General features: G+C 65.0%; 11 protein-coding genes. 8 read left to right on the top strand and 3 right to left on the bottom strand.

Features of this window, described 5'->3' with window-relative positions:
- Window positions 1–131 precede the first annotated feature (131 nt).
- Window positions 132–1,046 (bottom strand): histone deacetylase, encoded by a 915-nt coding sequence (locus ABEH27_RS16225; RefSeq protein WP_346614579.1) that lies wholly within the window; start codon window positions 1,044–1,046, stop codon window positions 132–134.
- A 113-nt stretch (window positions 1,047–1,159) separates the two neighbouring features.
- On the opposite strand from ABEH27_RS16225, the gene ABEH27_RS16220 reads away from it, so the two are divergent.
- The 4 genes from ABEH27_RS16220 (at window position 1,160) to ABEH27_RS16205 (ending at window position 4,433) form a co-directional block, all read left to right on the top strand.
- Entirely contained in the window at window positions 1,160–1,732 is a 573-nt protein-coding gene (locus ABEH27_RS16220) for a GNAT family N-acetyltransferase (RefSeq protein ID WP_346614578.1), read from the top strand.
- 91 nt (window positions 1,733–1,823) lie between these two features.
- Window positions 1,824–2,693, top strand: coding sequence for an acyl-CoA thioesterase II (gene tesB, locus ABEH27_RS16215; protein ID WP_346614577.1), 870 nt, complete (start codon window positions 1,824–1,826; stop codon window positions 2,691–2,693).
- Entirely contained in the window at window positions 2,690–3,280 is a 591-nt protein-coding gene (locus ABEH27_RS16210) for an HAD family hydrolase (RefSeq protein WP_346614576.1), read from the top strand. Before tesB ends, ABEH27_RS16210 begins: the two co-directional genes overlap by 4 nt.
- A 142-nt stretch (window positions 3,281–3,422) precedes the next feature.
- Window positions 3,423–4,433: an NAD(P)-dependent alcohol dehydrogenase gene (locus tag ABEH27_RS16205; RefSeq protein ID WP_346614575.1), complete on the top strand. Its 1,011-nt coding sequence runs from the start codon at window positions 3,423–3,425 to the stop codon at window positions 4,431–4,433.
- 204 nt (window positions 4,434–4,637) lie between these two features.
- Here the strand turns inward: ABEH27_RS16205 and ABEH27_RS16200 are convergent, their stop codons facing one another.
- Window positions 4,638–5,336 (bottom strand): FadR/GntR family transcriptional regulator, encoded by a 699-nt coding sequence (locus ABEH27_RS16200; protein ID WP_346614574.1) that lies wholly within the window; start codon window positions 5,334–5,336, stop codon window positions 4,638–4,640.
- A gap of 263 nt (window positions 5,337–5,599) precedes the next feature.
- Between ABEH27_RS16200 and ABEH27_RS16195 the strand changes: the two genes are divergently transcribed.
- Window positions 5,600–6,952 (top strand): MFS transporter, encoded by a 1,353-nt coding sequence (locus ABEH27_RS16195; RefSeq protein ID WP_346614573.1) that lies wholly within the window; start codon window positions 5,600–5,602, stop codon window positions 6,950–6,952.
- A 19-nt stretch (window positions 6,953–6,971) separates the two neighbouring features.
- Window positions 6,972–8,327 (top strand): glucarate dehydratase, encoded by a 1,356-nt coding sequence (gene gudD, locus ABEH27_RS16190; RefSeq protein WP_346614698.1) that lies wholly within the window; start codon window positions 6,972–6,974, stop codon window positions 8,325–8,327.
- 173 nt (window positions 8,328–8,500) lie between these two features.
- On the opposite strand, the gene ABEH27_RS16185 is transcribed toward gudD, so the two are convergent.
- The gene (locus ABEH27_RS16185) at window positions 8,501–9,388 is read right to left on the bottom strand and encodes a LysR substrate-binding domain-containing protein (protein WP_346614572.1); all 888 of its coding nucleotides are present in this window, start codon (window positions 9,386–9,388) and stop codon (window positions 8,501–8,503) included.
- Window positions 9,389–9,487: 99 nt separating this feature from the next.
- Here ABEH27_RS16185 and ABEH27_RS16180 point away from each other — a divergent pair, with 99 nt between their 5' ends.
- On the top strand, window positions 9,488–10,429 hold the full coding sequence (locus ABEH27_RS16180; protein ID WP_346614571.1) for a 2-hydroxyacid dehydrogenase: 942 nt from the start codon (window positions 9,488–9,490) through the stop codon (window positions 10,427–10,429).
- Between the two features lie 154 nt (window positions 10,430–10,583).
- On the top strand, window positions 10,584–11,927 hold the full coding sequence (locus tag ABEH27_RS16175; RefSeq protein WP_346614570.1) for an MFS transporter: 1,344 nt from the start codon (window positions 10,584–10,586) through the stop codon (window positions 11,925–11,927).
- Window positions 11,928–12,142 lie beyond the last annotated feature (215 nt).

The following is a 12,142-nucleotide window of genomic DNA, read 5'->3' as shown; positions in this document are numbered from 1 at the left end:
GGAAAAGTTACGCATTCTAGCGCAGCCGGGCCTATGGAAGCACTGAACAAAAAATGATCAGCCTGCTGCAAGCCACGCAGGCTTTGGGCTGCAGCCCCTTTCGCTCAGGTTATCCACAAGCGGTTCCACAGTCATTGTGAACAACTGATGACCTTTGCCGCGCTGTGGTGAAGTATGCCGTGGCGCCTGGCCAGCGCTTCGCGGTCCTTGCTGTAGCCGCCGCCGATCACGCCGACCACCGGTATATCCCGCCCCAGGCAATGGCGCATGACCAGCTCGTCGCGCGCGGCCAGGCCGGCATCGGTGAGTTGCAGGTAGCCGAGGGCATCGTCCTGGTGCACGTCCACCCCCGCGTCGTACAGCACCAGGTCGGGCTGGTACAGCGGCAACAGGTAGTTGAGCGCATCCTCCACCACCTTCAGGTAGGCCGCATCGCCCATGCCGCGTGGCAAGGGGATGTCCCAGTCGCTGTGGGCCTTGCGTGCCGGGAAGTTCTGTTCGCAGTGCAGCGATACAGTGATGGCGTCGGGCGTATCCTGCAGGATGCGCGCCGTGCCGTCGCCCTGATGAACGTCGCAATCGAAGATCAGCACCCGGTGCACGCGGCCGGCTTCCAGCAAGTAACGGCTGATCACCGCCAGGTCGTTGAAGATGCAGAAACCTGCCGGGTGGTCGTAGTGGGCGTGGTGGGTGCCGCCTGCCAGGTGGCAGGCAAGGCCGTGCTGCAGGGCCATCTCGGCGGTCAGCAGCGAGCCACCCACTGCGCGCACGGTGCGCCGGGCCAAGGCCTCGCTCCAGGGCAGGCCCAGGCGGCGCTGGTCCTCGCGTGACAGCTCGCCGTTCATGTAGCGCTCGATGTAGCCGCGGTCGTGGGCCAGGGCGAGGATGTCGTTGGGGCAGATTTCCGGGCGCAGCAGGGCCTGGTCGGTGGTCAGCCCGCTGTCGACAAGGTGGTTGCGCAACAGGCGGAACTTGTCCATCGGGAAGCGATGCTCGGGCGGGAACTCCGGGCTGTAGTCATCGTGGTAAATCAGCGGCAACGGCATGGTGGTTTCGCAATCGGGGCCAGCGCTGATCTTGCCAGTTGTTGGCGGGTGGGTAAAAGCGTGCGCCGCGCCTACGCTTTAAACTGCAGGACAGTAAAACCGGAGCACGCCCCATGACCCCCATCCTCGAACTGGACAGCGCACGCCTGGTGTTGCGCCAATGGCAGGACGACGACTTGCGCGAGTTCGCTGCCATGTGCGCCGACCCGCACGTCATGCGCTACTTCCCGGCGCCCCTGACGCGGCTGGAGGCGGCGGCACTTATCGGCAGGATTCGCGGGCATTTCAGCGAGTACGGTTTCGGCCTGTGGGCCTTGGAGCGCAAGGACAGCGGTGCCTTCATCGGCATGACCGGCCTGCTCAACGTCAACTTCGAGGCGCCCTTTGCACCGGCGGTGGAGATCGGCTGGCGCCTGGCCCGGCGGCACTGGGGCCTGGGTTTTGCCAGCGAGGCGGCGTGGACCTGCCTGCGTTGTGCCTTCGCCCAATTGCGCCTGGCGGAAGTGGTGTCGTTCACTAGCGAGCGCAATTTGCCGTCGCAGAAGGTCATGCAGGCCATCGGCATGGTGCAGGACCTGCAGGGCAGTTTCGAGCACCCGCGCCTGCCCAGTGGCCACCCCCTGCGCCCTCACGTGCTGTACCGCATCGACCGTCCCCGCTGGGAGCAGACCTTGCGCACTGAATGAGCCGCCATGCGGAGTACCCATGACAAACCCTGTATCATTCGCCTTCATGAAAGCGCTGTAGAGCTGTGATGCCTTGCTAGGAGAACCCCCGATGAGTCATGTGTTGGACGACCTGGTCGACCTGTTGAGCCTCGAGTCGATCGAGGAGAACCTGTTCCGTGGGCGCAGCCAAGACCTGGGCTTCCGCCAGCTGTACGGCGGCCAGGTGCTGGGCCAGTCACTGTCGGCGGCCAGCCAGACGGTCGAGGACGCGCGCCACGTGCATTCGCTGCACGGCTACTTCCTGCGCCCGGGCGACGCCAGCTTGCCGGTGGTGTACTCGGTCGACCGGGTGCGTGATGGCGGCAGTTTCAGCACCCGGCGGGTAACGGCCATCCAGAAGGGCCAGCCCATCTTCACCTGCAGCGCGTCGTTCCAGTACGACGAGCAGGGCTTCGAGCACCAGGCGCAGATGCCTGATGTGGTCGGGCCGGAGAACCTGCCGAGCGAGGTCGAACTGGCCCGCGCCATGGCCGACCAGTTGCCCGAGCGCATCCGTGACAAGGTGCTGTGCGCCAAGCCGATCGAGATTCGCCCGGTCACCGAGCGCGACCCGTTCAACCCCAAGCCCGGCGACCCGGTGAAGTACGCCTGGTTCCGCGCGGACGGCAACCTGCCGGACATCCCGGCGCTGCACAAGTACCTGCTGGCCTACGCCTCGGACTTCGGCCTGCTGACCACGTCGCTGCAGCCCCATGGCAGGTCGGTGTGGCAGCGCGATATGCAGATCGCCAGCCTCGACCATTCGCTGTGGTTCCACGGCAACCTGCGCGCCGATGACTGGTTGCTGTACGCCACCGACAGCCCCTGGGCTGGCAACGCCCGTGGTTTCTGCCGGGGCAGTATCTACAACCGCGCCGGGCAACTGGTGGCCTCGTCCACCCAGGAAGGTCTGATCCGCCATCGCAAGGACTGGGCATGAGCCTGGCCGATATCCGCAACTGGGTGTTCGACATGGACGGCACCCTCACCGTGGCGGTGCACGATTTTGCCGCGATCCGCGAGGCGCTGGAGATACCGCCCGAGGACGACATCCTCACCCACCTGGCAGCGCTGCCGGCGGCGGAGGCTGCAGCCAAGCATGCCTGGCTGCTGGAGCACGAGCGCGACCTGGCGGTTGCTTCGACCGCCGCCACAGGTGCGGTGGAGTTGGTGCGCGAACTGGCGGGGCGGGGTTGCCGGCTGGGTATTCTCACCCGCAACGCGCGTGAGCTGGCGCATGTCACGCTGGAGGCGATCGGCCTGGCGGACTGCTTCGCCGTCGAGCATATCCTGGGCCGTGACGAAGCAGCGCCAAAGCCCAACCCGGACGGCTTGCTGAAGATCGCCAGTTCCTGGGGCGTGGCGCCGAGCGAGCTGGTAATGGTGGGCGACTACCGTTTTGATCTGGATTGCGGGCGAGCGGCGGGGGCGCGTACGGTGCTGGTGAACCTGCCGGACAACCCGTGGCCGGAGCTGGTGGACTGGCATGCGGCGGATTGCCGGGCTTTGCGGGCGTTGTTGGGCTGAATTTTCTTGAGTCAGGGCGGGCCTCATCGCGGGCAAGCCCGCTCCTACAGGCAACGCAGCATCTGTAGGAGCGGGCTTGCCCGCGATGAGGCCCGCACTGTCTATGCTCAACCCCAGTCTTTTCCCAAATGGAGAACCCGCCATGACCCATAAAGCCATCTACGTCCAACCCGGCGGCGGCTACGACAAGGTCGAAGTCGGCACCCACGACGCCGCCGCGCCCCAGGCCGGCGAGATCACCGTGCGCTTGCACGCCAGCTCCCTCAACTACCATGACTTCGCCGTGGTCAGCGGCATGTGGGGCCCGAGCGAGCGGCGTATTCCCATGGCCGATGGCGCTGGCGAAGTGACTGCGGTCGGCGCTGGCGTTAGCGAGTTCAAGGTCGGCGACAACGTGGTCAGCACCTTCTTCCCAGACTGGCTCGACGGCCAGGCGCTGGTCGAAGGCTTCGCCAGCGTGCCGGGCGATGGCATCGATGGCTATGCCCGTGAGCAAGTGACCGCCCGCGCCACCTCTTTTACCCTGGCGCCCAAAGGCTACAGCCATGCCGAGGCCGCCACACTTACCACCGCCGGCCTTACTGCCTGGCGCGCGCTGATGAGCGACGACCACCTCAAACCCGGTGATACCGTGCTGGTGCAAGGCACCGGCGGCGTGTCGATCTTTGCCCTGCAGTTCGCCAAGCTGGCAGGCGCCACGGTCATCGCCACCTCGTCCAGCGACGCCAAGCTCGAGCGGCTGAAAGCCCTGGGTGCCGACCACCTGATCAACTACAAGACCACCCCGGCCTGGGGCGAGACGGTGCGTGAGCTCACCGGCAACCGTGGCGTCGATCATGTGATCGAAGTAGGCGGGCCGGCGACCTTGGAGCAGTCGATGATCGCGGCAAAAATCGGTGGGCATGTGTCGTTGATCGGCATCCTCACCGGCGTTGCCGGGCAGCTGCCGCTGGTGCAGGCGCTGGTGCGGCAGATCCGCCTGCAAGGGGTGCTGGTGGGCAGCCGTGCGCAGCAGCAGGCGATGGTCCGGGCAATCGATGCCAACGGGCTGCGGCCGGTGGTGGATAAACACTTCGAGCTGGAGCAGATCGTCGAGGCGTTCCGTTACCAGGAGAGCAACCGGCATTTCGGCAAGATCTGCCTGACCTGGTGATGGGCTGCTGTTGACACGGTCATGGTGTGAGCCGCCCGGCATTGTTGGGGCTGCTTTGCAGCCCTATCCGACCGGTCCGGCGCCCCGGCGAGGCCGCTCCCACAGAAGACCGCATCGGCTCAAGCCCTATGCACTACCTGTGGGAGCTGGCTTGCCAGCGATGAGGCCCGCCCAGGCAACACAAGACAGTCGCTTGCCAGAGGCCTAATCCGGCAGCAGCCGGTCCCGGCTGTTGGACAGGTGCAGGCAGATCGCCGCCCGGGCTGCATCCGGGTCTTGCCGGCGGATGGCGTTGAGGATTGCCTCATGCTCGAGGTTGGCCAGGTACGCATGCCGGGCAAGCTTAGCCCCGGCTCGTTCGGCGATGGCCATGCGGTTGCGCGGGATCAGGCCATTGCCCAACTGCGCCATCATCTCGCTGAAATACAAATTGCCCGTGGCCTCGGCGATCAGCAGGTGGAAGCGCCGGTCCGCTTCGATGCAGCTGTCACCCGCAGCGGCCAGGTCCTGGTAATCGTCCAATGCCTGGCGCATACGCAGCAGTTGCTCGTCATTGCGCCGGGTGGCGGCCAGGGCCGCGGCCTGGCCTTCCAGGCCGATGCGCAGCTCCAGCAGGTCGCGCACGCTGGCGGCATTTTCCACACCTACCCGCAACCCCGCCTGCGCCGGGCGCGCCATCACGAACGTGCCGATACCGTGGCGCGGCTCCACCAGGCCTGAGGCCTGCAACTTCGACAAGGCCTCGCGCACCACGGTGCGGCTGACACCGTGTTCGCGCACGAGGGTGTTTTCCGAAGGCAGTTTGTCGCCCGGTTTGAAGGTCCCCAGCAGGATTTGCTGGGTCAGGCTGGAGACCAGGTCGTGGGCGCGGCTGTGGCCGTATTTGCGTGGCGGCTGGGACATGAGACTTCATCCGACAGGTGATTCAACTTGTACGACAAGCTAGCGGATAAAAATAATTTCTGCTGCTTTTTTCGTTGCATGGCGTAAAGGCAGCAAACGATTTCGGTGCTAATTCGCCGCATTTATGCGTTTTATCAGCTTGTATTTTGCCTTTTGAGCACTAATTGGCATCTTGTCGTACAACCATCACGCGCCTATGCTCTGGCCCACTGTCATGCAAGACCCCTCGACCCGCACAAAAACAATTAGTGGGAGATCCACCTGTGAACGACACCCTCGATCCGTCTGCCCGGGCTGGCGGCGACGTGCTGGCCAGCGCCGTGGCCAAGGTCAAGCGCCACGTCCTGCCGCTGTTCGTCATCATGTTCATCGTCAACTACCTTGACCGCGTCAACATCGGCTTCGTCCGCCCGCACCTGGAAAGCGACCTGGGCATCAGTGCCGCGGCCTATGGGTTTGGCGCCGGGCTGTTCTTCATCGGCTACGCGCTGTTCGAAGTGCCCTCCAACATGCTGTTGCAACGCGTCGGTGCGCGCCTGTGGCTGACCCGCATCATGTTCACCTGGGGGCTGGTGGCCACGGCCATGGCCTTTGTGCAGACCGAAACCCAGTTCTACGTCCTGCGTTTTCTGCTCGGCGTTGCCGAAGCGGGCTTCTTCCCTGGGGTAATCTACTACTTCACCCGCTGGCTGCCCGCGGCCGAGCGGGGCAAGGCGATTGCCATCTTCCTCAGCGGCTCGGCGCTGGCTTCGCTGATCTCCGGCCCCTTGGCCGGCGCGCTGATGCAGATCCAGGGCCTGGGCATGCACGGTTGGCAGTGGATGCTGTTCATCGAAGGCATGGCGTCGGTCACCCTGTGCTTCTTCGTGTTCTTCTGGCTGGACTCCAAACCGCATGACGCCAAGTGGCTGAGCAAGGCCGAGCAAGATGCGCTGGTGGCAACCATCGACCGCGAGCAGCGTGAGCGCGAGGCGGTCGGTACGCTCAAGGTGTCGTCCTGGAGCCTGCTCAAGGACCGCCAGATCGTGCTGTTCTGCCTGATCTACTTCTGCATCCAGCTGACCATCTACGCCGCGACCTTCTGGCTGCCGAGCATCATCAAGCGCATGGGCGACCTGAGCGACCTGCAGGTCGGGTTCTTCAACTCGATCCCATGGTTGATCTCGATCCTGGCCATGTACGCCTTCGCCGCCGGCTCGGCACGCTGGAAGTTCCAGCAGGCCTGGGTGGCCGGTGCCTTGGTGATCGCGGCCATCGGCATGTTCATGTCGACCACGGGCGGGCCGGTGTTCGCTTTTGTTGCGGTGTGTTTTGCCGCCATCGGCTTCAAGTCGGCCTCGTCGCTGTTCTGGCCGATCCCCCAGGGCTATCTGGATGCGCGCATCGCCGCGGCGGTAATCGCCCTGATCAACTCGGTCGGCAACCTTGGCGGCTTCGTCGCCCCCACGACCTTCGGCCTGCTGGAGCAGCAGACCGGGTCGATCCAGGGCGGGCTCTACGGCCTGGCCGTGACCTCGGTGCTGGCGGCCATCGCGGTGTTCTTCGTCCGCCTTCGCCCCAAGGGCGCCCCTTCCAATGAGCTCAAGGCGCCTTCGGCCCTGGGCCAGACCCACTGATGACTGCGAGATGACAACCATGAATATGCAGACCACGCCCGCCCTTCACACCAGCACCCCTGTGGTCACCGACCTGCGCGTGATCCCGGTGGCCGGCCATGACAGCATGTTGCTCAACCTCAGTGGTGCCCATGGCCCGTTCTTCACCCGCAACATCGTGGTGCTGCGCGACAGCGCCGGCAACACCGGCCTGGGTGAAGTGCCCGGTGGCGAGAAGATCCGCCAGACCCTCGAAGACGCCCGCAGCCTGGTGGTCGGCCAGCCGATCGGCCACTACCAGCGCGTGCTCAATGCCATGCGCCAGACCTTCGCCAACCGCGATGCCGGTGGCCGTGGCCTGCAGACTTTCGACCTGCGTATCACCGTGCACGCGGTGACCGCCATCGAATCGGCGCTGCTGGACCTGCTCGGCCAGCACCTCAACGTGCCGATGGCGGCGCTGCTCGGCGAAGGGCAGCAACGCGATGCGGTGAAGATGCTCGGCTACCTGTTCTACATCGGCGACCGCCAGCAGACCGACCTGGCCTACCGCAACGAGGCCGATGCCGATGACGACTGGTTCCGTGTGCGCCACGAAAAGGCCCTGACGCCTGAAGCGGTGGTGCGCCTGGCCGAGGCGGCCAAGCAGCGTTACGGCTTCAGCGACTTCAAGCTCAAGGGTGGTGTGCTGCGTGGCGAAGAGGAAATGGAAGCCGTGACGGCCCTGGCCGAGCGCTTCCCTGAAGCGCGCATCACCCTCGACCCCAATGGCGCCTGGTCATTGAAAGAGGCCATCGCGCTGTGCCGCGACAAGCATGATGTGCTGGCCTACGCAGAAGACCCCTGCGGCGCCGAGAACGGCTATTCCGGGCGCGAGGTGATGGCCGAGTTCCGCCGCGCCACCGGGCTGCCGACCGCCACCAACATGATCGCCACCGACTGGCGGCAGATGGGCCATGCGATCCAGCTGCAGTCGGTGGACATCCCCCTGGCCGACCCGCACTTCTGGACCTTGCAGGGCTCGGTGCGGGTGGCGCAGATGTGCAACGACTGGGGCCTGACCTGGGGTTCGCACTCGAACAACCACTTCGATATTTCCCTGGCGATGTTCACCCAGGTGGCAGCGGCGGCGCCCGGCGAGATCACCGCCATCGACACCCACTGGATCTGGCAGGACGGCCAGCGCCTGACCCGTGACCCGCTGCGCATCGTCGACGGCCATGTGCGTGTGCCCGAGCGCCCGGGGCTGGGTGTGGAACTGGATGAAGACCAACTGGCCAAGGCCCATGAGTGTTACCGCAGCATGGGGCTGGGGGCGCGGGATGATGGCGTGGCGATGCAGTTCCTGATCCCCGGGTGGACGTTCGATAACAAACGGCCTTGCCTGGTGCGCTGAGGCTCAAGGCCCCATCGCCGGCAAGCCGGCTCCCACAAGTCCGCCGCCGCTCCTAGAGCTGTGTTGTACCTGTAGAAGCCGGCTTGCCGGCGATGGCCGCACCATAGCTCTGCGGGCTGCGAGGAACCTGTAGGAGCCGGCTTGCCGGCGATTGGGCTGCACAGCAGCCCCCTTCACCCTGCCTCGAAAAACGCCCGCGCCATTGCCACAAACGCTCCCAACACCGGGTTCGGATTATCCCGGCAATACGCCAAAAAAATCTCCGCCTGCTGGTCCGTCCCCACCAGCGGCCTGAACACCACCTGCTCCAACCGCAACGCCTGTGCCGAAGCAGGCACCACCGCACACCCCAGCCCGACATTCACCAAACCCAGAATCGAATGCGTCTGTCCAAGTTGATGCAGGTAACGCGGCTGCACCTCGTGCCGGGCAAACAGATTAGCGAGGCGGTCATGGAAGTAACGCCCTTCGCTGGCGCTATACATCACGAATGGCTGCCCATCGAAGTCGCTCGGCCTGAGGCGCTCGCGCGCCGCCAGCGGATGCTGGGCGGGCAGGGCGGCGACAAAGGGCTCGCGATAGATCGGCAGGTATTCCACACGCGCGCTGGGCAGCACCTGGCGCACCAGGCCGACATCGATCAGGCCTGCCTCCAGGTCATGCACCTGGGTCGCGGAGATACGCTCGCTGAGCACCAATTCGATGTCGGGCACAGTCTGGCCCGCGTGCACCAGCAGGCGCGGGATCATGCTGTAGGCACCGACTGCGGTGAAGCCCAGCGTCAGCCGGCCGGCCTCGCCATGGGCAATGCGCCGCGCCGACTGGCTGGCCGACTCGGCGATTTGCAGAATGCGCCGCGCGTCTTCCAGAAAGTTCTGCCCGGCCAGGGTGAGCCGCGCCTGGCGGTTGTTGCGTTCAAGCAGCAGCACCCCGAGCGAGTGCTCCAGCAGCTGGATCTGCCGGCTCAGCGGTGGCTGTGTTATGTGCAGGCGGGTGGCGGCGCGGCCGAAGTGCAACTCCTCGGCGACGGCCACGAAACAACGCAACTGGTGCAGCTCCATGATTCAATTCCTGAATTATTCGATCCAGTATCTATATTAGACCTGTATCGAATGCCGGCCTAGGATCGACTCATGACCTTGAACTGCCGGATGCGAACGATGAACGAGCACACCGTCGAACTGTTGCTGACTCAACCCGTCCCCGATGCCATCGATGCGCAGTTGGTCAGCGCCTATCAAGTGCATCGCCTGTACCAGCATGACAACCCGCAACAGCTGCTCGAGCAGTGCGGCCCGCGCATTCGTGGGGTGGTCACCGGCGGCGCCAAGGGCATGTCCAATGCCTTGATGGATCAACTGCCCGCGCTGGAAATAATCGCCATCAGTGGCATCGGCACCGACGCTGTCGACCTGCAGCACGCGGCGAAACGCGGCATTCACGTGACCACCACCCCCGGTGTGCTCACCGACGATGTGGCCGATATGGCGATGGGCTTGATCCTCAGCACCTTGCGCCGCCTGGGCGAGGGCGAACGGCTGGTGCGTGATGGCTTGTGGGGCACGGTCAACCTGCCGCTGGCGCGCAAGGCCAGTGGCATCGCGCTGGGCATCGTCGGCCTGGGGCAGGTGGGGCAGGCCATTGCCCGCCGCGCGGCCGCCTTCGACATGCGCATTGCCTACAACGGGCGCCGTGAACAGCCAGGCTGCGGCTACCGCTTTGTCGCCGACCTGGTCGAGCTGGCGCGCTCGGTGGATGTACTGGTGGTGGCGGCGTCTGCCGATGGCGGCGAGGTGCTGGTGACCGCTGAAGTGCTCGATGCGCTGGGCCCGGAGGGTTACCTGATCAACGTGGCGCGCGGCAAGTTGGTGGATGAGCACGCGCTGGTGGAGGCGTTGCGCGAACAGCGGATTGCCGGTGCCGGGCTGGATGTGTTTGTCGATGAACCATATGTGCCGCCCGCTTTGCGTGACCTCAACAACGTGAGCCTGCAGCCGCACCGTGGCAGCGCCACGCTGCAGACCCGGCTGGAAATGGGCCGGATGGTGCTGGCCAACCTGGCGGCCTGTTTCCGCGGTGAGGTGCCACCGAACTGCGCGTAACGCCTGGCGCCGGCACAGGCACTGCGCTGTACCCCAGGGCGCTGCAACCACTGTGGGAGCCGGCTTGCCGGCGACAGGGCCAGTAGCGACACCCCAAGGCCACACCTTCTTTCCACAAGAACAATCGCTTCCACCGAGAAGCAAGAGGGTTCACATGAACAGCAAATCCGCCGTAGCCGCACCGCAGGCGGTGGCCGCGATCGGCCGCCATCGCTTCCTGGTGCTGGCGCTGATCTTCGTCATCACCGTAATCAACTACGCCGACCGCGCCACCCTGTCGATCACCGGCACCGAGGTACTCAACGACCTCGGCCTCGACCCGGTCATGCTCGGCATGATCTTCTCCGCGTTCGCCTGGGCCTACGCCCTCGGCCAGGTGCCCGGTGGCTGGCTGCTGGACCGCTTCGGTGCGCGGCGCGTGTATGGCATCAGCCTGATCCTCTGGTCATTGTTCACGCTGCTGCAAGGCACGGTCGGCTGGATGGGCCTGGCAGGTGTGTCGGCGGCGGTTGCGCTGTTCTCGATGCGCTTCATGCTCGGCCTGGTGGAGTCGCCCGCCTTCCCGGCCAACTCGCGCATCGTCAGCTGCTGGTTCCCCACCCGCGAGCGCGGCACCGCGTCGGCGATGTTCAACTCGGCGCAGTACATGGCGGTGGTCGTGTTCGCGCCGCTGATGGCATGGATGACCCACACCCTGAGCTGGGAGCAGGTGTTCATCTGGATGGGCGTGCTGGGGTTAGTGTTGAGCGTGGTGTGGTTCCGTCTTTACCACGAACCGCACAGTGCACCCGGGCTGAGCCGTGAAGAACTCGACTACATGCGCGAGGGTGGCGCACTGGTCGACCTGGAAAAAGAACGCAAGACCGCCAAGAGCAAGCCGACCCGCGCCGAACTCGCGCTGCTGTTCACCAGCCGCAACCTGTGGGCGGTGTACCTGGGCCAGTACTGCATCACCGCGCTCACCTACTTCTTCATCACCTGGTTCCCGATCTACCTGATCAAGGGCCGTGGCATGACCATCATGGAAGCCGGCTGGGTCGCGGCGCTGCCCGCCATCTGCGGCTTTACCGGTGGCATTCTCGGCGGCTTCGTCTCCGACTGGTTGATCCGCCGTGGCGTGCACCCGTCCAGGGCGCGCAAGACTCCCTTCGTGATCGGCATGGCGTTATCCACCACCCTGGTGCTGGCCAACTATGTCGACAGCAACGCAGCCGTGATCGCCATGATGACCCTGGCCTTCTTCGGCAAAGGCCTGGCGGCGGTGGGCTGGGCGGTGCTCTCGGACGTGGCGCCGAAGAAAATGGTCGGCCTGTGTGGGGGCGTGTTCAATGGCATCGGCAACATCGCCGGCATCATCACCCCGCTGGTGATCGGCTACGTAGTGGCCAGCACCGGCTCGTTCCACAACGCACTCTGGTTCGTGGCCGCCCATGGCGTGCTGGGGATCCTCGCTTACCTGTTGCTGGCCAGGCGCTTCGAGCGTACCGGGCAGGCGTAGGCAGACGCCTTGGCAACAGAGGCCCCGGGAGACCGGGGCTTTTTTGTGGGGGCTGGAAATCGCTTTTGACAGTGCCGGCCCTTTCGCGGGGCAAGCCCGCTTGTATGGTAGGACTTGAAGGGAGGAGGAGGGACATAGCTCGCTTCTGACTGTTCGCAGCAGTACAGACCGTGGGAGAAATCACCCCTCCTCCTTTCAACACCCAAGCGCCGATA

It is taken from the genome of Pseudomonas sp. P39-UII1 (assembly GCF_039672635.1).
Lineage (GTDB): Bacteria > Pseudomonadota > Gammaproteobacteria > Pseudomonadales > Pseudomonadaceae > Aquipseudomonas.
The sequence above is the reverse complement of the archived record's forward strand: the minus strand, read 5'-3'. Positions and strand labels throughout refer to the sequence as shown.

Bases quoted from the DNA above. Each gene is read 5' to 3' on its own strand.
- ABEH27_RS16225 (WP_346614579.1), bottom strand. From the start codon at position 1,046: ATGCCGTTGCCGCTGATTTACCACGATGACTACAGCCCGGAGTTCCCG.
- ABEH27_RS16220 (WP_346614578.1), top strand. From the start codon at position 1,160: ATGACCCCCATCCTCGAACTGGACAGCGCACGCCTGGTGTTGCGCCAA.
- tesB (WP_346614577.1), top strand. From the start codon at position 1,824: ATGAGTCATGTGTTGGACGACCTGGTCGACCTGTTGAGCCTCGAGTCG.
- ABEH27_RS16210 (WP_346614576.1), top strand. From the start codon at position 2,690: ATGAGCCTGGCCGATATCCGCAACTGGGTGTTCGACATGGACGGCACC.
- ABEH27_RS16205 (WP_346614575.1), top strand. From the start codon at position 3,423: ATGACCCATAAAGCCATCTACGTCCAACCCGGCGGCGGCTACGACAAG.
- ABEH27_RS16200 (WP_346614574.1), bottom strand. From the start codon at position 5,336: ATGTCCCAGCCGCCACGCAAATACGGCCACAGCCGCGCCCACGACCTG.
- gudD (WP_346614698.1), top strand. From the start codon at position 6,972: ATGAATATGCAGACCACGCCCGCCCTTCACACCAGCACCCCTGTGGTC.
- ABEH27_RS16185 (WP_346614572.1), bottom strand. From the start codon at position 9,388: ATGGAGCTGCACCAGTTGCGTTGTTTCGTGGCCGTCGCCGAGGAGTTG.
- ABEH27_RS16180 (WP_346614571.1), top strand. From the start codon at position 9,488: ATGAACGAGCACACCGTCGAACTGTTGCTGACTCAACCCGTCCCCGAT.
- ABEH27_RS16175 (WP_346614570.1), top strand. From the start codon at position 10,584: ATGAACAGCAAATCCGCCGTAGCCGCACCGCAGGCGGTGGCCGCGATC.